This is a genomic window from Streptomyces sp. NPDC014870 (assembly GCF_043081505.1).
GTDB lineage: Bacteria > Actinomycetota > Actinomycetes > Streptomycetales > Streptomycetaceae > Streptomyces.
The window spans coordinates 48,488-69,475 of record NZ_JBIBWQ010000014.1 but is presented as its reverse complement, the minus strand read 5'-3'; the positions used below and the strand labels follow the sequence as shown (position 1 = coordinate 69,475).

Genomic DNA, 20,988 nt, shown 5'->3' with positions numbered 1-20,988 from the left:
CTAAACTGCGGAGCAGTCATGGGGAAGCGCCTACTTCCTTGATGATCAGGCCCTCGGTCGGGATGCCAGTCCCGTCGGGGGCCGAAATCGTTTGCGGCATATGCAAGTTGGCGCGACCGTACCGCGCCGACCCGCCGTTCTGCCAACTTGTGACCCGAAAGCGTGAGCTGTCGGGTTTGGACGGAAATGGTTCTTCCCCCACGTTCTTTCCCGGGATCTCACGGACCGCCGCCAGACCCTGAACCGGGTCGCGGAAAACCGGGACCCACTCAGCGCTCCGCCTCGCCGAGCGCTTTCCGCAACCAGTCCAGCCCGCCCTGCGCCAGCAACTCGTCCGCCAGGCGTCCTGCCGTCTCCGTGACGATCCGGCCCCGGCTGTTGTCGATCCAGCGCTGGGCGCTCTCGTAGCCCTGCGCCTTGTACTCGATGCCCTGCAGCAGGCACTCCAGCTTGTCGGCATCCCGCGCGCAGATCGCCTCGGCCGAGCCCTTGGCCTCGTACTCGTCCACCAGGTCCCGGATCGTTTCGGCCAGGACGTCGGGCATGCCGGCAGTCTGGTCGGCCGTGACTGCTCGGGGATCGGCGGCGGTCGAATACTTCTTGCCGAGGTAGTTGACGTCCCCCGTACGGGACTCCTGGGTGTCGTGCCACACCGCGAGGAACGCGGCACGGGCCGGATCTGCGCCTTCGAGCTTCGCGATGACCGAGGCGATCAGTGCCGTACGCCAAGAGTGCTCCGCCACGCTCTCGGGGTCCCGGACTCCGGCCATCCACCAGCCCGTGCGGCGCGCGTTCTTGAGCGTGCCCGCCTCGAACAGGAAGTGCGCCACGGCGGAGAGGTCGTTGTCGGCCACCGTCCCGTCTCCTTTCACGCCTCTGCGAGGCGGATCGCGTACCGGATGCCTTCGAGCTCTCGGCGCACCCGCGCCGAAGGCCCGGTGTCATCCAACATCATCGGAAGTCGGTCGCGCAGGGACCGTGCCGCGGATGAGGGGCGCCTCAGAAGGTGCGGCCGGGACGCGATCAGAACCCACAGGGTGTGCATGTTGAGGCCGAAGAACCCATGGTTCGGGGTCAGGCCACGTACGAGATGGTCCAGCAGCCTGCCGCCGTGCCATGGGCCCCAGCCGGGCCGCGCGATGAAGTCGTCGGAGAGTTCGACACGGGCCGATTCGCCGATCCAGTACGCCCAGTAGTTCAGGTTCGCCGTCTCACCTGCGTCTGTTGCGCTCAGGGTCGTGGCGATGAAGTGGTCCATGCGTTCCCGATCACCATGGCGCGCGGACACCGTGGCGACGGAGCGGTCGTTGAGCCATTGGGAGAGCCAGTCGTCAGGCCGTTCCTTCCGTTGCTGGTGCGCCAGCCATGGCTCTTCGGGTGCCGACCAGACCGGATGAACCCGTACTGGTGGTCACTTCAAGCCCTTGCCGGTGCTTCGTACCGTCGTGGCAACACCGATGAGTGATGACACAGCGTAGTGGAAGAGGTACGCCATGGATGCGGAATCGGAGACCCGAGGAAACGGGGAGGAGCGGACCCGCGTCTTCCTGTACGACCGTCACGCCACGAGCATCACGGCGGCGCTCGACATCCGACTCGCTCGCTGCCGCACCTTCGCGGAGCAGCAGGGTTGGGAGATCGTCGGTACCTGGATCGACCTCGGAGATCACGCGCTGTCGGATGAGCGACCCCAGTTCAGCGCCTTGTGCCGGGCCATGGCGGCCACGCCGGGGCCCGTCGTGTGCCTCGTCGACGACTTCGACCGGTTGAACCGGGCGGCGGGCCATCGCGCCGTCATGCGCCACCGTGTCGGTTCCGCGGGCGGGTACTGCGCGACGGCGTCCGGAGAGTTCGACCGAGCAGACCCGGCACAGCGGCACAGGGCTTGGTCCGGCGACCGGTTCGATGTCCTGGACACCCTCACATGGCTCCAGGAATCCCGGGAGGCACGCGAGCGTGATCGCCGAGCGTACGGCTGACCGTCTGCGATGCCGAGAGCCAGGAATCGGCGACGCGCAGACCATGGCCCCTCAGTCCAGGCAGAACTCGTTGCCCTCGACGTCCTGCATGTTGAGGCACGACTCGTTGTACTCGTCGGCGAGCAGGAGCTGGCCGCGGACCGCGCCGAGTGCGACCAGGCGGGCGCACTCCGCCTCCAGGGCGGCGAGGCGCTCCTCGCCCACGAGTCCGGTGGCGGCGCGGACGTCGAGGTGCACGCGGTTCTTGACGACCTTGCCCTCGGGGACGCGCTGGAAGTACAGGCGCGGTCCGGCTCCCGTGGGATCCATGGCGACGAACCCCGCACCCTGTCGCTCCGGCGGCAACGAGCCGTCGTACGCGGCCCAGTCGGCGAAGCCCTCGGGCGGCGGCGGTACGACGTACCCCAGCACCTCGCACCAGAACCGGGCGACCCGCTCCGGTTCCGCGCAGTCGAACGTGATCTGGACCTGCCTGAGGGACGTCATCGGGCCACCCTAGCGGCGACGGCGGCGTGAGCGCCCCTGAGATTCGGGGGGCGCGAGACGTCGTGCGCGCACCCGACCACCACGTCCCATTCGTCGCTTGATCACCACGAATTCCCCTCGGTCACAGGTTGGTCGAGTAGCCCTGTCCCGGAGGGATTTCGACCGGTACCGTCCTGTAGCGGCAGGACTCAGGGGGGAAGACCGGGGGGTCGGAGAGTTGAGCGCTGTCCGTGATCAGGCTGCCCGCGTGCGGGGGAAGCACGCAGGCCGGCCGAGGTTCGTGCAGGTCGTGACGGTGGAGGAGCTCGGGCCGCGCGAGATCGAGGCGTGGCGGGAGCTGCGCGGCAAGAGCGGCGCGCCCGAGAACGCCTTCATGGGGCCCGAGTTCGCCCTCGCCGTCGCCGCCGTGCGGCGCCGGGTGCGGGTCGCCGTGTGGTGGGAGGACGGGGAACCCGTCGGGTTCTTCCCGTACGAGAAGGGGGCGTTCGGGCACGGGCGGGCCGTCGGGCTCGGGGTGTCCGACTGCCAGGGCGCCGTCCTGCGGCCCGGGCTCGCGCCCTCGCCCCGCGCGCTGCTCCGGCTCTGCGGGCTGTCCGCGTGGGAGTTCGACAACCTGGAGCGCGGGCAGGAGCTGCTCCGAGGGGGCGCCCCCGAGGCGTTCGCCTCGCCCGTCATCGACGTCGGGCAGGGCTATCCCGCGTACGAGGAGTTCCTGCGCGGCCACTCGCCCAAGTTCCTCAAGACCACCCTCGCCAAGGAGCGCCGGCTCGGGCGGCAGGTCGGGCCGCTGCGCTTCGTCTTCGACGAACGCGACCCCGCCGCCCTGCGCACCCTCATGGAGTGGAAGTCCGCCCAGTACCGCAGGACCGGCCGCCGGGACCGCTTCGCCAAGGACTGGATCAGCGGCCTGGTGCGACGGCTCCACGCGCTGCGCGAGCCCGGCTGCTCCGGAGTCCTGTCCGTGCTGTACGCCGGTGAACGGCCGATCGCCGCCCACTTCGGGCTGCGCTCCCGCACCGTCCTCTCCTGCTGGTTCCCGTCCTACGACCCCGAGTTCGCCAAGTACTCGCCCGGTCTCGTCCTCCATCTGCGGATGGCCGAGGCCGCCGCGGCCGCCGGGATCGGCATGCTCGACCTCGGCCGCGGCGCCGCCGAGTACAAGGACGCCCTCAAGACCGGTGAACTGACCGTCCACGAAGGGGCCGTGACCCGGCCCGGGATACGCGCCGCGATCCACTGGCTCGGCCACGAGCCCACCCGCCGCGTCCACAGCTTCGTACGCAACCGGCCCGCGCTCGCCGCGCGCGGCCGCCGCACCCTCAACCGGCTCGCCCGCCTGCGCGGCGCCGCCGGACAGCCCTGAGCCGACAGCGGGGGATCCATGCGCTTGCGACCACGAACCGTCGTCGACCTCGACCTCGGCTCACCCGAAGGACCCGTCCTCTCCCTGCGCCCCGCACCCGGCGGCCCGCCGCCGGGACCCGGTGACGTCTACGCCCTCGTACGCCTCAGGGGCCGGCCTGCCGCCACCCTCCTGGGGCACGTCCGGGAGGGCGACGATCCGGCCGAGGTGCTGTCCGCCCTGGCCCGGGACCAGCTCCTGCCCGCCCGGGGCGGCGAGTCGTACGGCCGCTCGCACGGCGACCCGCACGACCCGCACGGCGACCCGCACGGCGACCCGCACGGCCTCCGGCACCGTCACGGTCTGCCGCCCGTCGAGCCGCGCATCCTCCCGCCCCGCGCCTGTGTCGTCGTCGCCACGCGCGAGCGCGCCGATCAGCTCGCCCGCGCCCTGGACTCCCTCCTCGACCAGGACCACCCCGACCACGAGATCCTCGTCGTCGACAACGCGCCGCGCACGCGGGAGACCGAGGAACTGGTCACCCGCAAGTACGGCGACCGCGTCCGGTACGTCCGCGAGGACACCCCCGGGCTCGCCGTCGCCCACAACACCGGCCTCGCGCACGCCCGCGCAGAGGTCGTCGCCTTCACCGACGACGACGTCGTGGCCGACCCGCACTGGCTGACCGCCCTCACCACGCCCTTCGCCGCCGACCCGCGGCTCGGCTGCGTCACCGGCCTCATCCTGCCCGCCCGGCTGCGGACGCCCGCCCAGATCCTGCTCGAATCCCACGGCGGCTTCGCCAAGGGCTTCGCGCCCCGGCTCTACGACCCGCTGCGACCGCCCGCCGACGAACCGCTCTTCCCGTTCACGGCCGGCAGCTTCGGCTCCGGCGCCAACATGGCCTTCCGCACCAGGGCCCTGCAGGCCGCGGGAGGCTTCGACCCGGCCACCGGCACCGGCACGGCGGCCCGGGGCGGGGACGACCTGTACGCCTTCGTCGCCGTCCTCTCCGCCGGTTTCCGGCTCCGCTACACCGCCGACGCCCTCGTCTGGCACCACCACCGCGAGACCCCGCAGGACCTGCGCAACCAGGCCTTCGGCTACGGCGCGGGACTCACCGCGTACCTCACCGCCACGCTCGTCCGCCGCCCCGCCCTGCTGCCCGCGTTCCTCGCCCGGCTGCCGCGCGGCCTCGCGCACGCCAGGTCCATCACCGCGCGGCGGGAAGAGGGAGCAGTCACTGGAGTGCCCGGTGCGCACGGCGCCCTCACCCATCCCTGGCCTCGCGGCCTCTCCCGACTGGAGCGACGCGGCATGCTCTACGGCCCTCTCGGCTACGCCAAAGCCCGTCTCCGGAACGGGGGTTCGAGATGAGCGCACCCGCCCACACCCGGATCCCGGTCCTGCTCTACCACGCCGTCTGCGACGAACCGCCCGCCTGGATCGCCGAATTCACGGTCACGCCCAAGGAGTTCGGGGCCCAGCTCGACGCGATCGTCGACAGCGGACGGACCCCCGTCACCGTCGGCGTACTCGCCGACCACCTCGCGCGGCGCGCGCCGCTGCCGCCCCGGCCCGTCGTCCTCACCTTCGACGACGGCTTCGCCGACCTGCCCGGACCGACCGCGGAGGCGCTCGCCTCCCGCGAACTGCCCGCCACCGCCTACCTGACCACCGGGGCGATCAGCCCGGGCCGGGCCTGTCTGCTGCCGCCCGCGCCGATGATGACCCTCGGCCAGGCGCCGCGCCTGGAGCAGTACGGGATGGAGGTCGGCGCCCACACCGCCACGCACCCGCAGCTCGACACGCTCCCGCCGAAGGAGCTGCGGCGCGAACTGCGCGAGCCGAAGGCCGTCCTGGAGGACGTTCTCGGCCACCCGGTCCGGCACCTCGCCTACCCGCACGGCTACAACAGCCCGGCGGTGCGCAGGGCCGTCGCCGCCGCCGGATACCACTCGGCCGTCGCCGTCCGGCACGCGCTCAGCTCCGAGACCGACGAGCGGTACCGGATCGCCCGGCTCATCGTCCGCCGCGGCCACACCGTCGCCGACGTCGAGGACTGGATGGACGGCCGGGGCGCCAAGGCGGCGCCGTACCCGGACTCGCTGCCGACGGTGGGCTGGCGGCTGTACCGCAGGGCCCGCGCGCTCGTCAGGGGCCCCGAGTTCGCGGGCTGATCCGCAGGGCCCGAGCAGCAGGCGCAAGGACAAGGACAGGACAGATCCGCGAGCAGTACGTAGGGGGAGTGCCACCGTGCAGCAACCAGTGCCCGCGCCGGTCGAGGAGGGCGGCGTGTCCGCGCCGGTCGAGGAAGGCGGCGGGTCCGCTCCGCCGCCCGCCGCCCGGCGGTCCGAGGCGGAGCCGGACGCTCCCGACGCGCGGTCCGAGGCGGAGCCGGACGCCGGCGCCCCCGCCACGCCGCGCCGCCGGCCCGCCTGGCGCGTACCGGGCCGCCCCGGCCCGCACACCCTCCTCAGCGCGCTCCCGCTGCTCGTCGCCGCCGTCCTCTGGCTGTACGCGCTGCCCCGGATCGGCTTCCGCGACATCGCCGACTACGGGCTCCTCGACCGCTTTCCGCTCGCCTTCTACGCCTCCCTGGCCGTCCTGACCTGCGGCTTCCTGGTGACCCTGCGGCGGGCGGGCACGGCCCCGTGGTGGCCCGCCGCGTACAGCGTCGCCCTGCTCGTCGCGCTGAAGGCGCCACCGGCGATCCTGTACGACTCCGTCCGGTACGCCTGGGCGTCCAAGCACGACGCCGTGATCACCCGGCTGCTCGCCGAGGGCACGGTGTACCCGCGGCGCGAGCTGTCCGGCGGGATGTCCGCGTACGACCAGTGGCCCGGGTTCTTCTCGCTCGACGCGGCGCTCGTCCGCGCCTTCGGCGTGGAGTCGGCGGCCTCGTTCATCAACTGGGCGCCGGTGGTCCTCGGCGTCCTGACCCTCCCCGTCCTCCTGCTGATCTACCGCACCTTCAGCGACGACTGGCGGCTCGTGTGGACGGGCGTGTGGATCTTCCAGCTGGCCAACTGGGTCGGCCAGGACTACCTGTCCCCGCAGGGCTTCGCGTACCTGCTCTATCTGACCGTCTTCGCCGCCGTCGTACGGCACTTCGTGCGGCCCGGGTCGGCCGGCCGGCTGCGCGACCGTACGCTCCTCGACCCGGCCGCGGCCGCCGTGCCGCCGCCGACGACGGTGAAGCAGCGCGCGATCGCCGTGCTGATCGTCGCCCCGCTGATCGCGACGATCAACGCCTCGCACCAGCTGACCCCGGTGATGCTCTGCGCCACGCTCTTCGCGCTCTGCCTCACCCGCCGCTACCGCAACATCGGGCTGCTCGTCGTGACCGGCCTGATCATGCTGGCCTGGGACCTCACGATGGGCCGGGTCCTCTTCCTGGAGACCATGAGCACGCTCAAGGACTCGGCGGGCGACCTGCTCTCCAACTCCCGTGCCGGTTACGCCGGTGAGCCGACCGGTCCCGGGCCCGAGCTGGTCGGCGCCGCCAACATCGTGATGGTCCTCGCGCTCGCCGCGCTCGCCGGCACGGCCGTGTTGCTGCGCCGACGGCTCGTCCGCAGCGCGCTGCCGTTGCTGCTGGCCGCCGCCGCGCCCGTCCCGATGTTCGCCGTCAACGACTACGGCGGCGAAATGCTCTTCCGCGTCTACCTGTTCGGCCTGCCCGGCACGGCGTTCTTCGCCGCCGCGGCGCTCGTCCCGGCGGCGGGCGCGGTGGGCCGGGGCGCGCGGGCGGCCCGTCGCGCCGCCGCCGTCGCGCTGCCGCTCGCGCTCACCGCCCTGCTGGCCGGCTTCCTGCCCTCGTACTACGGCAAGGAGGGCATGCACTACGCCCCGCCCGCCGAACTCGCCCTCACCCAGCGGGCCTACGACCGGGCGCCGGACGGTGCGCTGATCCTCGCCACGACGGGCTCCTTCCCGGGCGCGTACCACCGCTACGACCACTACGAGCGCTGGTTCTTCACCGAGCAGGAGGTGCCGGAGAACCTGAAGATGCTGAAGGACCCCGCGGGGTACCTCGCCCGGGGCATCCCCGAGGGCCGACCGGCGTTCGTCATCCTCACGCCGACGCAGGAGAAGGCGGTCATCGGCGAGGGCTATCTGCCGCCGGGCAGCTTCCGCACGCTTCAGGAGGACCTCAAGCGCTCGCCGCTCTTCCGTGTGGTGGAGGAGAGCGAACACGGCCTGGTCCTGGAGTACCGCCCACAGAGCTGACCCGCCCACAGAGCTGACCCGCTCACGGAGCTGACCCGCCCACGTCGACCGAACTCAGGAGTACGCACGCCATGGCACCCGCACACCTCCGGCCCAGAATCGGCCTCGCGGTCTCCGGCTGGGTCGCGCTCGCCGCCACCGCGCTGCCGGGCGGCTCGCCGCTGCGCTGGATCCCCGTCCTCGCGTTCGTGGCCCTCGTGCCCGGTCTCGCGCTGCTCCACCCGCAGCCGGGCGGGCTGCGGCCGGGCGCCCGTCTGGAGGCGCTCGCGCTGGCCGCGCCGGTCAGCCTGTCGCTGGCCACGCTCGCGGCGACGGCGCTCTTCCTCCTGGAGTCCTTCTCCACGACCGCGTTCCTGGTCGCGCTCGCCGCCTTCGTGACCGTCGTCGCCGCCCTGCCGGGCGTGCCGCTGCCGGCCGCGACCCGGGGCGCCGTCGAGCGCGAGAGCACGCGCGTGCGCGTCCGCTTCCGGGCCAAACGGAAGCCTGGTGGAGCGTGATGACCCGAGGCCACGCCGCGCCGCCGCCGCGCAGGGCGCCCATGATGGCGATAGCCCTCGCCGCGGTCGGTGCCCTCGCCGCAGCGCTGGGTGTCTGGAGCACCCAGGGCTCCGACGACCGCTGCCGGCCCGACCGCAAGCTCGTCCTGCCGTGCGACGGCGCGTGGTGGGGCGCGTACATCCCGTACGACGAGGACAGCTCGCTCACCAGGCCGGTGTACGCCTTCGAGCGGAAGATCGGCCGCAAACTCGACGTCATCTACACCTACCACGACATGTCGGGCAACCCGACGGACGGCGAACTCCTCACCCCCGACGAGGTGGAACTCGGCGAGGACCGGCTGCTGATGCTGGCCTGGGAGTCCACGGTGTGGAAGGAGAAGCACCACGCGAACTGGAGCGAGACCCAGCTCGGCTGGAAGAACATAGCGTCGGGGAAGTACGACACCTCGATCATCGACCCGCAGGCCCGCCGCCTCAAGGCGTACGGCAAGCGGGTCTTCTTCTCCTTCGACCAGGAGACCGACATGCGCATCAAGGAGGGCGCGGGCACCCCGGAGGAGTACGTGGCCGCCTACCGCCACCTCCGCGACCGCTTCGAACGCCTCGGCGTCCGCAACGTCGTCTGGGTCTGGACGGTCTCCGGCTACCTCGGCAACGCCGACCTGATGAAGGCGCTGTACCCAGGGGACAGGTACGTCGACTGGATCGGCATGGACCAGTACAACTACTACCAGTGCCACAAGTCCCCGAACTGGCTGGACTTCGAGTCGAGCCAGCGCCCCACGTACGACTGGCTGCGCACGAACATCTCCGCGAACAAGCCGATCATGCTGGCGGAGTTCGCCACGGCCCCCGACCCGACCCGCCCCGACCGCCAACGCGACTGGTACACCGCGATCCCCCGCGTGGCTCCCACCCTCCCCCGAGCCAAGGCCTACGTCCACTGGAACCGCCCGGTCCCCGGCGGCCCGGCCTGCGACCTGACGGTCAACTCGGGTCCGGCGCTGGACGGTTACCGCTCGGCGGGGCTGGACCCCTACTTCCGCCGGGGCGTGGCGGGTCGATAGTCCCGCGATCCTCGGCGGACGACATGATCACTACGATGGGCGTCTGTTGACCGAGGGGACGGGGGCGGGTGGCATGAGCGAGCTGGGCACGGCCGAGCGCGGTGCGGAGGCGAAGGCGCCGTTACCTGACCGCGTGTCCGAGGCCCCGGACACGGGCCACGAGCCGGAAGCGCCGGAGGAGCCCGAGGCGCCGGACGGGCCCGAGCAGCCCGACGACCTGGTCGAGCCCGAGGAGCCGGGGGAGCCGGAGCTCGAACGAGCCTTCCTGGGCGACGCCTTTTCGAAGCTGCGGGACACCCTTGTCGGTCCGCGCGAGCCCGCGGAGGGACCCGTCGACCGGTACGCGGTCGTGGAACGGCCGGACTTCAACGCCATGAAGATTCCGGATTTCGACGTGTCCCTCTTCGAGTACGGCAAGCCCCTGGAACGCCCGGACGGGCAACGCACCCCGCTGTTCGACGGTTCGCCCAGGCGCGAGCAGACCGAGCAGGGAAAGCTCGGGGACTGTGGCGTGATCGCCACCATGGGGGCCGTGGCCACGCACTTCCCCGAGGCGATCTCCGAGTGCGTCAAGGAGAACGAAGACGGCACGTACGAGGTGACTCTCCACCAAGTGGAGAAGAAGTACAGCGGCGGCTTGACCCAATGCGAACCGAACGGAGCCGTCACCGTTCTGACGATCACGCCGGATCTGGTCGTGCAGTACGACCAGCCGGGCAAGCCCGCCTACGGCCGTGCGGGCGCCGAACCCGTCGCTTGGCCCTCCGTCCTGGAGAAGGCCTTCGCCGGAGTGGACCAGACGTGGGAGGAAGACCTCTCCGACAAGGCATCCGGTTACGAACGGCTCGACAAGGGCACCCGCCCCAGTCACCGCGCCGAGATGCTGACCCAGCTCACGGGGCGGCCCGCCTACACCGAGGACATCCCCACGCAGTACGACATGAACGGCGTCAGCCCCGACCGGCAGCTCCTCTCCATGTTCCGGGAGAAGCTCGACGCGGGCTGCCCGATCCTGATCGGCACCCGAAAGATCGGCAAGGACGAGGGGCCGCTCCCCAAGGGCCTCGTGGACGGCCATGTCTACGAGGTGACCGGCGTGGACGAGCGAGGACTCATCCAGCTGCGCAACCCGCACAATCTCAACCATCCGACGCTCACGGCGAAGGAACTCAGGGCCAATTCCAGGCCCGATTTCACCACGATGGGATAAGGAAATGAGCAACGAAGTCTGGTTGTGGCCCCGGGTGGTCGGGGACTCGGACAATGCCCGGTTCTCGGTGATCCACCTCTATGCCCTGGCCGGCGAGCCGCTCCGTATTCGGCTCTTGGTGGTCGCCGACGAGGAGCGCACGTACGACCTGGAGCTGGGCGAGACCTTTCCCGTACGGGAAGAGACCTGGAAGTTCGAACGGGTCGACAACCTGGAGGGTGAGCGCTGGCTCGTGCTGCTGCGCAAGGTCGTCTGAGCGTCACCCGCCGCCCGAACGCCTTCCGCCCCGCAACCCCCGGACCGCCAGGGCCGTCATCGTGGCGCCGCACAGGGCGAGGAGGATGGGGAGGGGGGCTTCGGCGAAGGGGTGTTGGGCGGCCCAGCCTGCCCAGACCAGGATCCAGACCGCGCACGCCGTGACGCGGACGCTCGTGCCGAGGGCGCGGAGGAGGAGCGTCGCGAGGGTCAGGCACAGGGCCTGGAGGGTGATCGGGAGGGCCGGCAGGGCGTCCGTGGGGACGAAGACGGGGGCCAGGGTCGCGCCCGGTCCTGCCGCCTCCTCCGGGCGGAGGCCGAGGAGGGGCGGCGCGACGTGGAGGGCCAGGAACGTGGTGGCCAGGACCGTCGCGGCGTAGAGGCGCCGTACCCGGCGGCGTGCGACCGCCGCCGTGTGCAGGGCGACCAGCAGGAGCCCGGCCCCGAGGGTGACCGGCGGGAGCGCCGCGATCAGCTCCGTGCCCGAGAGGCGGTCCGCGGCCACCGCGTCCGTGTGCGCGAGCGGCAGCCAGAAGAGCGCGGTCGCGAGGCCGAGCAGCAGCCACAGCACCGTCCCTGGCCGGTCCTCCCGACCGCCGTCGTCGTCCGGGACGGCACTCGCCGGGCGCGGTACGTACACCGGCAGGCCCAGCGTGGACGCCTCCCGCGGCGCCCACTCCTGCTCGGCCGCCCGCCGCGCCCAGCTCGTCCCGTACTCGGTCTCCGCGCGGCCGCCCTTCAGGGCCCTGCGGAGACCGGGCGCCGAGGCCGCCGCCATCAGGGTCATCGAGCCGAGCATGGCGAGCCCGGCCCCCGAGATCCCGACCGGGCCGAGGAGCAGGGCCGCGCTGCCCAGGACGAGCACGCACATCGCGCCCTGGAGCGCGGCGAGCGCGCCCGTCCGCCCCTGGACCCGCAGCACCCCGATGTACAGCTCGACGGCCACCCGGGGCAGCGCGGCGGCGGCGAGCAGGCGCAGCACCGTCGTGCCGTGCTCGGCGTAGTCGGGGCCGAACGGCGCGAGGATGTACGGTGCGAAGACGACGAGCACGAGGACCACGGGGACCAGCAGCAGCGCCATCCGCCGCAGCGCCCCGCGTACGCCCTCGGCGAGCGACTCCGGGCTGTGGGAGGCGTGCGCGGTGAGCGAGGAGGCCATGTTGATGGCCATGAACTCCATCGTGCCGCCGACGGTGTACGCCGTGTAGAAGAACGCGTTGTGCGCCGCGTCGAAGCGGACGGCGACCATCACCGGCAGCAGGTTGATCATGGCGAGGCTGAACAGCGCGCCGACGGAGTCCCCCGCCATGAAGCGCCCGATCTCGCGCATGCCGGGCGGTTCGCGGTCGCGGTCGGCGCGGGCCTGCCGGGGGATGAGCCGGCGGAAGACGAGCCAGCCGAGCGGTACGACCGACAGCGCGATCGCTGCCGACCAGGACACGAACACGCCGAGCACCGGCATCGTGGTGGCGAAGGCGGCGAGCAGCAGGAGCTTGCCGATGGAGAAGCCCGCGTTGCCGATCGGCACCCAGAAGGCACGCCTGAGCCCCGTGAGGACGCCATCCTGGAGGGTGAGGAGCGCCCAGCCGACGCAGGACGCGGTGAAGAAGAGACCGGCGGAGAGCGAGCCGAGCGGTGCGTACGACGGGCCCCACCAGTCGAGCGTGAGGAGGAAGACGCCGCAGGCCAGGGCGACCACGATCGAACTGACCAGGTAGATCCGGCCGACCAGCGGGCCGGTGGCGCGCCCGGCCCGGGGGACGTAGCGCACGACGGCGCCGATCATCGTCGTCGCGGTGATGGAGGCGAGCAGCCGCTGCGCGGCGATGGCGGCGGAGCCCTGCCCGACGGCCTCCTCCGAGTAGTAGCGGGCGGCGACCAGCCAGAAGCCGAGGCCGAGCGCGGCCGAGACGCCCGTGGACAGCATGAGGGCGTACGCGTTCCGGAACATCGAGTCCCCGGCGGACCCGCCGGACCCGCCCACCTCCTCGGCGCCGGGTGGCGGATCCGACGTCCCCTTCCCCCGCTCCCGGGCCTCCCCATCCGGCTCGTGCAGCCGGACGGCGTCAGCCACGGTCGCCGTCGCCGTCGCCGCCGTACCGCACCGGCCGGACGCCCGCCGCGTCAAGGGCGCCGATCACCTCGGTCGCCCGCCGGGGGTCCACCGGCAGGGCGTGCCGGGCGAACCAGGCCGCGGGCCCTGGCGCGCGCGAGGGGTCGGTGAAGAGTTCACCCGCGTACGTGTCGAGCGGCGGGTCGTAGAGGTAGCCGGTGACGATCCGGCGGCGGGCGAGCGCGGCGATCGCCGCGTCCCGGTCGTCGACGAGCAGCGGGACCCGGAACAGCGGCTGGATCCCGGCCCGTTCGGAGCACGTGCCCCACTCGCTCGCCGCCAGCCGCTCCGTACCGGCCCGGTGGACGGCGAGCGTGGTGTCCAGACCGGCCAGCAGGCGGTCCGTACGGCGCAGCCTGGCCGGGCCTGCGCCGAGGCGGTAGTCGTGCATGTCCACGCGGATCCAGGAGTGGAAGGGCGTGAGCCCCGGCGCGGCGGCGAGCGCCTGCTTCAACTCGTCCGCCCGCAGCGGCATCCGGATCTCCTCGCGCTCCTCCATCCCCAGCAGCCGCAGCGTGGCGTGCGCGGCCTTCACGAGCCGCAGCGCGCGGACGGTGGCCTCGGCGTACGGCCTTACGAGATAGGCCAGTTCGGCCGTCGTACGGGCAGGGTGCAGCAACTCGTCGCGCGCGGCGACGAGTTCGGCGCGCAGCGCCGGGTCCGCGATCGTCAGGAAGCCGCCGGTCTTCGCCCCGGTGTGCTTGGAGAGGCTGAACACGGAGGCCTCTCCCCAGGTGCCGACCGGGCGCCCGCCGACCCGGGAGCCGATCGCGTGGGCCGCGTCCTCCAGGAGCGGGATGCCCAACGCGTCGCATCGGGCGCGCAGTTCGGGAGCCGGGTCGGGGTTGCCGTACAGATTGGTGGTCAGTACGGCGGAAAGGCCGCGCCAGACCGAGTCCGGTACGGCGGCGATGTCGATCGACCCGTCGAGCGGGTTCAGCGGCGCCTGCACCGGGCGGAGCCCGGCCGCGAGGACCACGAAGAAGATGACGTCGTCGTTGACCGGTGACATCAGGACACGGCCGCCGGGCGCGCACCAGTGGCGCAGCGCGAGATAGAGACCGAAGCGGCACGACGGCACATGGAGGCACTCTCTGCCCCCGAGCCGGCCGCGCATGCGCTCTTCCAGTTCCGCGTACGCAGAAACCATGCGATTCCCCCCTGAACCCCGGCCCAATGTGTCCCATTCCGGGCGCCCCGTCAATAACGCGGAAGGGCCTGTCCGGTGAAGAACAGGCCCTTTCCACAGGTCACTTGGGGTGCCCGGAACGGGGGTGCGCCGGAGCGCGGGGTGCGCCGGAGCGCGGGCGTCGGCTCGGGGGAGAGCCGCCACCCGAGGACGTCACTCCTCCAGGGTCAGCCCCTGGCGCAGCCGTGTCAGCGTCCGCGAGAGAAGACGGGAGACGTGCATCTGGGAGATGCCCAGCTCCTCGCCGATCTCCGACTGGGTCATGCCGGCGACGAACCGCAGGGAGAGGATGCGCCGGTCACGGGGCGGCAGCGAGGCGATCATCGGCTTGAGCGACTCGATGTACTCGATGCCCTCGAGGCCGTGGTCCTCGTAGCCGATGCGGTCGGCGAGCGCGCCCTCGCCGTCGTCCTCCTCGGGCTGGGCGTCCAGCGAGCTCGCGGTGTACGCGTTGCTCGCGGCCATGCCCTCGACGACCTCGTCGCGGCTCAGGTCGAGCTCCTCGGCGAGTTCGCCGACCGTGGGGGCGCGGTCGAAGCGCTGGGACAGTTCGTCACCGGCCTTGGCCAGGTCGAGGCGGAGTTCCTGGAGCCTGCGCGGGACGCGCACCGACCACGAGGTGTCGCGGAAGAAGCGCTTGATCTCGCCGACGATGGTCGGCATCGCGAAGGTGGGGAACTCCACGCCACGGGCCAGGTCGAAGCGGTCGATGGCCTTGATGAGGCCGATCGTGCCGACCTGGATGATGTCCTCCATCGGCTCGCTGCGGGAGCGGAACCGCGAGGCGGCGAACTTGACCAGGGCCAGGTTCAGTTCGACCAGGGTGTTGCGGACGTACGCGTACTCGTGCGTGCCCTCTTCGAGGGCGTCGAGCCGAGCGAAGAGCGTCTTCGAGAGCGCCCGCGCGTCCAGCGGGTCGACCTGGTCGAAGGGACCGATCTCGGAGATCTCGTCGATCTCGGCGATCCCGTGGAAGTCTTCGGGGGTGGGGAGTTGGGCGGGGAGTCGGGTGGGGGTGTCGGTGAGGGGCTGAGGTGCTTCTGCCGACGGCGCGTCGTGGGTACGCGGGGCGTCGAGCCGGGGTGACATGGTCTCCTCCATCGTGTCTTCCTGCTGCGGTTTGCGGCGCCTCCAAGCCGGTCGTCGAGAACGTTCCTTACTAGCCCTACCCGTTCTTAGCGCAAAGTTGCAAGTGTCAATTGTCCGTTTTGTGGGGTTGTGTTGCGGTGTTGGGGTGCAAGCCTTGACGTCGCGCTTGTATGGTTCGAGGCACGTCATCCGGCATCCGCGAGAGCGAGAAGAGGCACGGGCATGGACCGCCAGCACATCGGCAGCGCGCAGCCAGGACGGCTGCGGGTCGAGGTCCGCACCGTGGGGGCGAGCGAGGTCCTCACTCCGGTGGGTGAGCTTGATCACCACACGGCCGAGGTGTTGCGTGCGCCACTCGACCGCGCGCTCGAAGCGGGCCGGTCACGGCTCGTCGTCGACTGCTCACGACTCGACTTCTGCGACTCCACCGGTCTCAACGTGCTCCTCGGGGCCCGGCTGAAGGCCGATGCCGCGGGGGGCGGGGTCCATCTGGCGGGGATGCGGCCGGTGGTGGCCAGGGTCTTCGAGATCACCGGTGCGGACGCCGTCTTCACCGTGCACGAAACGCTCGCGGCGGCGCTGCCCGACTAGCGCGCGGCGGGTGTCGTCGGGAGATGACCGGGCAGGAGAGCCCCGGTTTCGTCCGTTGTCTGGTGAATCTTTCTGGTGGATTCGGTGAGGTGAAGCGCTGATGGACACTGCTGCCGGTGGCAGGGAGGTCGAGGAGTCGGTGGGTCCCGTCGTGGAGGACGCCGTTCTCGATGTACGCACGCTCGCGCTCGGCGCCACCAGCGGGACCGTTCCGCTCGCCCGCGACTTCACCCGGACCGCGCTCTACGACTGGGGCTGGCTGCCGGCCGCGACCGCCGACGCGAGGGCGGCCGCCGAGGACGTCCTGCTCGTCGTCTCCGAACTGGTGACCAACGCCTGTCTGCACGCCGAGGGCCCCGAGACGCTGCGCGTGCTGCGCCGGGCCAAGGTGCTGCGCCTCGAAGTCACCGACCTGGGCGCGGGACAGCCCGCGCCGCGCACCCCGCACCGGGCCGCGCGGCCCGGCGGGCACGGCATGTTCATCGTCCAGCGGCTCTGCCTCGACTGGGGCATCGCCCGCGCGGCGGGCACCCCCGGCAAGACCGTCTGGGCGGAACTGGCCGCACCCTCCTGATCCTCGGCTCTTCAGCTCCTCGTGCCCGAGGCTCCTCGGTTCCTCGCGCCCGAGGCTCGTCAGCTCCTCGTGCCCGACGCTCCTCGGCTCCCGTGCCCGCGTCTTCGCGGCCGGTGTGACCGGGCCCACTTTCGGTCCTCCTTTTGTCTTCCCTCCGCAAGGCCCCAGGCGTACCTTGACGCGCAATCTGATGTGCCGTCAGTAACTTCGCGGTGAGGGGTGCTTGGATCGTGCCGTACCGAAGGAGAACAGCGTTCGCGCTGGCAGCGGCGGCGGCCGGCTCGGCTGTGCTGGCCTCGGCCCCCGCCGCGCACGCCACCGTCGTCGACGTGAACTACGCCTGCGAGACGAAGATCGGCCCCAAGAGCGCCGTCTCGCCCGTCGACATCAAGGCCGAGAAGAGCGGCTCCGGCTACACGATCACCATGTCCTTCGAGAAGGGCGTCTCCGACAGCCCGATCGAACTGCCCAAGGGGGTCATGACCCCGCGCGCCGAGCTGAAGCTCGGCGGCGCCGACTCGGGCACGCTGAAGGTCAAGGGGACTCCGAACACCGAGGCGATCCCGCCCAACACCCCCATCAAGATCGGGCAGTTGACGGGCACGTACACGCCGAAGAAGAGCGGCAAGGTCACCTTCACGGCAGGCCTGCTCACCGTCCACGCGCTCGGCATGGACGCGGCCGTCTGCACCCCCAAGAACAACCCGGCGCCCGCGCTCGAACTGGACGTGACGGCCGCCGGCGGCTCCGCCGACTCCGGCGGCGGGTCGTCCGACTCGGGCGGGGGCGAGTCCCCGAGCGGCGGCGAACTGCCCAAGACCGGCCCGCTCGAGTCCGCGACGGCGCTCGGCACGCTCGGCGGCACGGTGCTCCTGACCGGCGCGGCCGGAGTGCTCTGGCTCACCCGGCGCACGGCTCGCTGATGCGGACGGCGTGGGCCGGGACCGCGACCGCCGTCACCGCGCTGCTCGGAGCGGTGGCGGCGGCGCCCGCGCCCACACCGGCCTCCGGGTGGACGGCGGGAGCGGCCGGGGCGACCCAGCAGCGGCCGTACGTGTACCTCGAGGGCGCGGCGGGCAGCGTCCTGCAGGACACCCTCTCGGTCAGCAACCCGGGCACGCGACCGCTCGCCGTGCGGCTCAGCGGGCAGGGCACCCCGCTCGCCTTCGCCGCACGGACCGTGACCGTACCGGCGCGGACCCGGGCCGACGTGCCGTTCGCCGTCACCGTGACCGCCGGCACCGCCCCCGGCGACCATCGGGGCACGGTGACCGTGGCGGCCGACGGGCGCGAGGTGCGGGTGCCGGTGCACCTGCGGGTCAGCGGGCCGAGTCTGGCCGCGCTCACCGTCGAGGACGTCACGCTCGACGCCTCCGGGACCCTGCGCTACACCGTGGTCAACCGGGGCAGCACCGTCCTCGCGCCGAGCCTGGCCGTACGCGCCGACGGCGTCCTCGGCACGGTCCTCGACCGCCCGGCCCGCGCCCTGCCGCTCACCCTCCGCCCCGGTGAGCGCGCCACCCGCGCCGAGCCCTGGCCCGACCCGCCCGCGCTCGACTCGGTCACCGTCCACCTCCGCGCGACCGCCCCCGGCGCGACGCCGGCCGAGGCCCGCGCCGAGCGGGTCTTCGTGTCGACGGGCGCGGCCGTCACCGGCACGGGCGCCCTGCTCGCCGCGGCGGGCGCGGCCGCCCTCGTCCTGCGAAGACGCCGGGTACCGGCCCCGGAGCGGGCCGCGGAGGACGAGGGATTCCCGGTGGAGCAAGCCCAGTTGGCCGACGTGACGGCAGGAGCGGACCGATGAGAACGAGCGGTACGGGACGGCGCGCGGGCGCGCTCGCCGGGGCGGTCCTCGCCGCCCTGCTCCTCGCCCTGCTGCCGACCGTGGCCCAGGCCGAGGCCCAAGCTCAGGCTCAAGCCCAGGCCAAGGCCCGGCCCCAGGCTCGGGAGTCCGGGCCGACCGTCGCGCTGTCGCAGACCGAGGGCGGCAAGGGCGGCGAGATCACCGTGAGCGGCGCCGGCTGGAAGCCGGGCGCGCTGCTCATGCTGCTGATCTGCGGCCAGGGCGAGCCGGGCAAGGGCGTCGTCGGCGGCACCAACTCCTGCGCCAACACCCAGGGCCGGGCGGCCACCGTCGGCGCCCAGGGCGCCTTCAGCCAGAAGATGCCGGTCGCCGAGCCGCCCAAGCCCTGCCCGTGCGTGGTGCACGTCGCCGGGGTCACCGGTCAACAGGACGTCGTGGACGTGGCGTTCACGGTCGCCGGCCATCCGACCGCCCCGCTGCCCGAGGCCACCGGCACCGGACGGCTCGCCGTCCTCGCCTCCGTACGCCTCGAAGGCTCCAGCGGTGTCCTCGTCTGGTTCGGCGCGCCCGCCCGCCGCGAGGTCGTCTTCACCGTCGGCAACCTCGGCCAGACCCCCGTCAAGGACCCGGTCTTCCAGGTCGGCACCAGCCACGGCGTCTTCTCGCCGCAGTACGAGGAACGGCAGTGGCGCGGCACGATCCAGCCCGGCAAGAAGGCCCAGATCAAGCTGCCCGTCGAACTGTCGGCGGGCGCGCACGGCGACTACGAGGTCTCGGTGAGGTACGCCGGGAAGGTCCTGGTCGACCAGCCGTGGGGGGTCGGCCGGCCCTGGGGCGTGACGCTCTTCTGGCTGCTGCTCGCCGTGGTCGTCCCGGCGGCCCTCTTCCGGATCGGGATGGCGGTCGTGGACCGGGTGCGCCCCGGCGCCGTCGCCGGCTCCCGCTCCTCAGGGTCCCGCACCGCCGGCTCCCGCTCCTCCGGGTCCGGCTCGGGCGGACGCCGCCGGCGCCGTGCCCTCGTACGTACCCCCGAACCCCGCCCCGCGCCCGAGCGGGACGAAACCACAGCCACCACGGTCCTGCCGTGGTTCACCCCGGACTCCGCACCGTCCGCACCGTCAGAGATCAGCCCGACGACGAAGGGACACCAGTGAGCACGCAACGGAGGATGAGCGCGGCGGGAGTCGCGCTGATGCTCGGCGGCGCGGGGATCATGCTGGCCGCCAGCCCCGCGCAGGCGGCCGAGGTCTCGTACAAGACCGAGTGCATACCGCCGTCCATCTCCGGTCTCCCACCGGTGCAGGGCACCACGAAGGTGGAGATCACCGCACCGGCGGAGGCGAAGGTCGGCGACGAGGTCGAGGTCGTCTGGAAGACGGTCGAGGCCGCGTCCAAGAACCCCGACGTCCTCGACCTGGAGCAGAACACGGTCAAGCCGACCGGCACGATCAAGATCGGCGGCGCGGGGAGCGGCACGCTCGCCATGGAGGGGCCGCGCTCGAACCCGCCGATCCCGAAGAACAGCCCGATGAAGCTGCCGGACATGAAGGGCAAGCTGAAGCTGGACAAGGCCGGCGAGATCACGCTGACGCCGGACAAGTACAACATCAACGTCTCGAAGCCGCTGTCGACGGACACGAAGTGCTCGCCGAAGGAGGCGGTGCCGGTCGGCGCGACGATCAAGGTGACGGAGGGCGGCGGCGGTACGACGACGTCGGGCGGCACCACGACCTCGGGTGGCACCACGACCTCCGGCGGCACGACCGCGTCCGGGGGGACCACTTCCGGCGGCACGACCGCGTCCGGCGGCACCACCTCCGGCGGCACGTCCGGGGGCGGCGGCGGGCAGACCGACTTCACGGGCAAGGAAGTCGCCGTCCAGTTCTCCTGCCAGTCGCCGGGACCGGCGAACATCACCTCCAAGGTCACCATCAACGCCAAGAAGAGCGGCGGCAACTACGAGCTGACGGTCAAGACCGCCAAGGGCGTCATGGACAGCCCGGCCCCGCTGCCCGCGGGCGCGCTCAAGCCGTCGATGGCGGTCAAGCTCGGTGGCGCGGACAGCGGCACGGTCAAGGTCGAGGGTCCGGCGAACGCGGCCCCGCTGGAGCAGGGCAAGCCGGTCGACCTGCCGGACATGAAGGGCACGTACAAGCCGGGGGCGAACGGCAAGTCGACGCTCAGCCCCGGCACGCTGACCATCAACGTCTCGCTCGGCGGCTCGCCGATCGTGATCCCGTGCCAGGTCAAGGGCACGGTCCAGGCCTCCCTCGAACTCGACACGTCCAAGGTCGAGGGCGGCGCGGCGGGCGGCGGTGACGCGGCGGCCGGCGGCGGCTCCGGTTCCGGTTCGGGTTCCGCCGGTTCGGGCGGCGGGCTCGCCGACACCGGTGCCGAGGACGACGGCGCCCTGCGCGCGCTCGCCCTGGTCGCCGGCACGGTGATCCTGCTCGGCGGCGCGGTGTTCACGTTCACCCCGTGGGCGCGGCTGAGGCGCTGACCCCGGAGCGACCCCGGAGCGGCCTCCGGAAAACGGCCGAGGGCCGCCGCACCGAA

At 72.3% G+C, this 20,988-nt stretch carries 21 protein-coding genes; 15 read left to right on the top strand and 6 right to left on the bottom strand.

Annotated features, from left to right (window positions below):
* Window positions 1–269 precede the first annotated feature (269 nt).
* Window positions 270–854, bottom strand: coding sequence for an HD family hydrolase (locus ACF09C_RS33885; RefSeq protein ID WP_392097081.1), 585 nt, complete (start codon window positions 852–854; stop codon window positions 270–272).
* A gap of 14 nt (window positions 855–868) precedes the next feature.
* A complete protein-coding gene (locus ACF09C_RS33880) occupies window positions 869–1,258 on the bottom strand; it encodes a hypothetical protein (protein ID WP_392097079.1) in 390 nt (129 codons plus the stop codon).
* 235 nt (window positions 1,259–1,493) lie between these two features.
* Here ACF09C_RS33880 and ACF09C_RS33875 point away from each other — a divergent pair, with 235 nt between their 5' ends.
* Window positions 1,494–1,979 (top strand): recombinase family protein, encoded by a 486-nt coding sequence (locus ACF09C_RS33875; RefSeq protein ID WP_392097078.1) that lies wholly within the window; start codon window positions 1,494–1,496, stop codon window positions 1,977–1,979.
* A 51-nt stretch (window positions 1,980–2,030) separates the two neighbouring features.
* Here ACF09C_RS33875 and ACF09C_RS33870 read toward each other — a convergent pair whose 3' ends face one another.
* A complete protein-coding gene (locus ACF09C_RS33870) occupies window positions 2,031–2,465 on the bottom strand; it encodes a VOC family protein (protein WP_392097077.1) in 435 nt (144 codons plus the stop codon).
* Between the two features lie 247 nt (window positions 2,466–2,712).
* Here ACF09C_RS33870 and ACF09C_RS33865 point away from each other — a divergent pair, with 247 nt between their 5' ends.
* From ACF09C_RS33865 to ACF09C_RS33830, 8 genes are all read left to right on the top strand, one after another.
* Window positions 2,713–3,828, top strand: a complete 1,116-nt coding sequence (locus ACF09C_RS33865; RefSeq protein ID WP_392097076.1) for a GNAT family N-acetyltransferase — start codon at window positions 2,713–2,715, stop codon at window positions 3,826–3,828.
* A gap of 18 nt (window positions 3,829–3,846) precedes the next feature.
* A complete protein-coding gene (locus ACF09C_RS33860; protein ID WP_392097075.1) occupies window positions 3,847–5,184 on the top strand; it encodes a glycosyltransferase in 1,338 nt (445 codons plus the stop codon).
* Window positions 5,181–5,987, top strand: a complete 807-nt coding sequence (locus ACF09C_RS33855) for a polysaccharide deacetylase family protein (RefSeq protein ID WP_392097073.1) — start codon at window positions 5,181–5,183, stop codon at window positions 5,985–5,987. The genes ACF09C_RS33860 and ACF09C_RS33855 overlap by 4 nt, the downstream gene beginning before the upstream one ends.
* Window positions 5,988–6,063: 76 nt before the next feature.
* Window positions 6,064–8,040 (top strand): hypothetical protein, encoded by a 1,977-nt coding sequence (locus ACF09C_RS33850; RefSeq protein WP_392097071.1) that lies wholly within the window; start codon window positions 6,064–6,066, stop codon window positions 8,038–8,040.
* A 71-nt stretch (window positions 8,041–8,111) separates the two neighbouring features.
* Window positions 8,112–8,537, top strand: a complete 426-nt coding sequence (locus tag ACF09C_RS33845) for a hypothetical protein (RefSeq protein ID WP_392097069.1) — start codon at window positions 8,112–8,114, stop codon at window positions 8,535–8,537.
* On the top strand, window positions 8,537–9,607 hold the full coding sequence (locus ACF09C_RS33840) for a glycoside hydrolase family 26 protein (protein ID WP_392097068.1): 1,071 nt from the start codon (window positions 8,537–8,539) through the stop codon (window positions 9,605–9,607). The genes ACF09C_RS33845 and ACF09C_RS33840 overlap by 1 nt, the downstream gene beginning before the upstream one ends.
* A gap of 46 nt (window positions 9,608–9,653) precedes the next feature.
* Window positions 9,654–10,817 carry a C2 family cysteine protease gene (locus ACF09C_RS33835; protein ID WP_392097067.1) on the top strand — a complete coding sequence of 388 codons (1,164 nt, stop codon included), beginning with the start codon at window positions 9,654–9,656 and terminating at the stop codon, window positions 10,815–10,817.
* A 4-nt stretch (window positions 10,818–10,821) separates the two neighbouring features.
* Entirely contained in the window at window positions 10,822–11,073 is a 252-nt protein-coding gene (locus ACF09C_RS33830; RefSeq protein WP_392097065.1) for a DUF6406 domain-containing protein, read from the top strand.
* Window positions 11,074–11,076: 3 nt separating this feature from the next.
* Here the strand turns inward: ACF09C_RS33830 and ACF09C_RS33825 are convergent, their stop codons facing one another.
* The 3 genes from ACF09C_RS33825 to ACF09C_RS33815 all read right to left on the bottom strand — a co-directional run bounded on the left by ACF09C_RS33825 (window position 11,077) and on the right by ACF09C_RS33815 (window position 15,475).
* Window positions 11,077–13,146 (bottom strand): lipopolysaccharide biosynthesis protein, encoded by a 2,070-nt coding sequence (locus ACF09C_RS33825; protein ID WP_392097063.1) that lies wholly within the window; start codon window positions 13,144–13,146, stop codon window positions 11,077–11,079.
* The gene (locus tag ACF09C_RS33820) at window positions 13,139–14,335 is read right to left on the bottom strand and encodes a DegT/DnrJ/EryC1/StrS family aminotransferase (RefSeq protein ID WP_392097061.1); all 1,197 of its coding nucleotides are present in this window, start codon (window positions 14,333–14,335) and stop codon (window positions 13,139–13,141) included. Before ACF09C_RS33820 ends, ACF09C_RS33825 begins: the two co-directional genes overlap by 8 nt.
* Window positions 14,336–14,527: 192 nt before the next feature.
* Window positions 14,528–15,475, bottom strand: a complete 948-nt coding sequence (locus ACF09C_RS33815; protein ID WP_392097059.1) for an RNA polymerase sigma factor SigF — start codon at window positions 15,473–15,475, stop codon at window positions 14,528–14,530.
* 210 nt (window positions 15,476–15,685) lie between these two features.
* Here ACF09C_RS33815 and ACF09C_RS33810 point away from each other — a divergent pair, with 210 nt between their 5' ends.
* The 6 genes from ACF09C_RS33810 (at window position 15,686) to ACF09C_RS33785 (ending at window position 20,932) form a co-directional block, all read left to right on the top strand.
* Window positions 15,686–16,054 (top strand): STAS domain-containing protein, encoded by a 369-nt coding sequence (locus ACF09C_RS33810; protein WP_392097057.1) that lies wholly within the window; start codon window positions 15,686–15,688, stop codon window positions 16,052–16,054.
* A gap of 100 nt (window positions 16,055–16,154) precedes the next feature.
* Window positions 16,155–16,628, top strand: a complete 474-nt coding sequence (locus ACF09C_RS33805; RefSeq protein WP_392097056.1) for an ATP-binding protein — start codon at window positions 16,155–16,157, stop codon at window positions 16,626–16,628.
* Window positions 16,629–16,858: 230 nt separating this feature from the next.
* Window positions 16,859–17,551 (top strand): peptidase, encoded by a 693-nt coding sequence (locus tag ACF09C_RS33800; RefSeq protein ID WP_392097054.1) that lies wholly within the window; start codon window positions 16,859–16,861, stop codon window positions 17,549–17,551.
* Window positions 17,551–18,432 carry a hypothetical protein gene (locus ACF09C_RS33795; protein ID WP_392097052.1) on the top strand — a complete coding sequence of 294 codons (882 nt, stop codon included), beginning with the start codon at window positions 17,551–17,553 and terminating at the stop codon, window positions 18,430–18,432. Before ACF09C_RS33800 ends, ACF09C_RS33795 begins: the two co-directional genes overlap by 1 nt.
* A complete protein-coding gene (locus tag ACF09C_RS33790) occupies window positions 18,429–19,586 on the top strand; it encodes a hypothetical protein (protein ID WP_392097051.1) in 1,158 nt (385 codons plus the stop codon). The genes ACF09C_RS33795 and ACF09C_RS33790 overlap by 4 nt, the downstream gene beginning before the upstream one ends.
* Before the next feature lie 14 nt (window positions 19,587–19,600).
* Window positions 19,601–20,932, top strand: a complete 1,332-nt coding sequence (locus tag ACF09C_RS33785) for a hypothetical protein (protein WP_392097050.1) — start codon at window positions 19,601–19,603, stop codon at window positions 20,930–20,932.
* The last annotated feature ends 56 nt before the right edge of the window (window positions 20,933–20,988 follow it).

Coding starts and splice junctions, on each gene's coding strand:
- ACF09C_RS33880 (WP_392097079.1), bottom strand. CDS start 1,258: ATGGACCACTTCATCGCCACGACCCTGAGCGCAACAGACGCAGGTGAG.
- ACF09C_RS33875 (WP_392097078.1), top strand. CDS start 1,494: ATGGATGCGGAATCGGAGACCCGAGGAAACGGGGAGGAGCGGACCCGC.
- ACF09C_RS33870 (WP_392097077.1), bottom strand. CDS start 2,465: ATGACGTCCCTCAGGCAGGTCCAGATCACGTTCGACTGCGCGGAACCG.
- ACF09C_RS33860 (WP_392097075.1), top strand. CDS start 3,847: ATGCGCTTGCGACCACGAACCGTCGTCGACCTCGACCTCGGCTCACCC.
- ACF09C_RS33855 (WP_392097073.1), top strand. CDS start 5,181: ATGAGCGCACCCGCCCACACCCGGATCCCGGTCCTGCTCTACCACGCC.
- ACF09C_RS33845 (WP_392097069.1), top strand. CDS start 8,112: ATGGCACCCGCACACCTCCGGCCCAGAATCGGCCTCGCGGTCTCCGGC.
- ACF09C_RS33840 (WP_392097068.1), top strand. CDS start 8,537: ATGACCCGAGGCCACGCCGCGCCGCCGCCGCGCAGGGCGCCCATGATG.
- ACF09C_RS33830 (WP_392097065.1), top strand. CDS start 10,822: ATGAGCAACGAAGTCTGGTTGTGGCCCCGGGTGGTCGGGGACTCGGAC.
- ACF09C_RS33820 (WP_392097061.1), bottom strand. CDS start 14,335: ATGGTTTCTGCGTACGCGGAACTGGAAGAGCGCATGCGCGGCCGGCTC.
- ACF09C_RS33815 (WP_392097059.1), bottom strand. CDS start 15,475: ATGGAGGAGACCATGTCACCCCGGCTCGACGCCCCGCGTACCCACGAC.
- ACF09C_RS33810 (WP_392097057.1), top strand. CDS start 15,686: ATGGACCGCCAGCACATCGGCAGCGCGCAGCCAGGACGGCTGCGGGTC.
- ACF09C_RS33805 (WP_392097056.1), top strand. CDS start 16,155: ATGGACACTGCTGCCGGTGGCAGGGAGGTCGAGGAGTCGGTGGGTCCC.
- ACF09C_RS33795 (WP_392097052.1), top strand. CDS start 17,551: ATGCGGACGGCGTGGGCCGGGACCGCGACCGCCGTCACCGCGCTGCTC.
- ACF09C_RS33790 (WP_392097051.1), top strand. CDS start 18,429: ATGAGAACGAGCGGTACGGGACGGCGCGCGGGCGCGCTCGCCGGGGCG.
- ACF09C_RS33785 (WP_392097050.1), top strand. CDS start 19,601: ATGAGCGCGGCGGGAGTCGCGCTGATGCTCGGCGGCGCGGGGATCATG.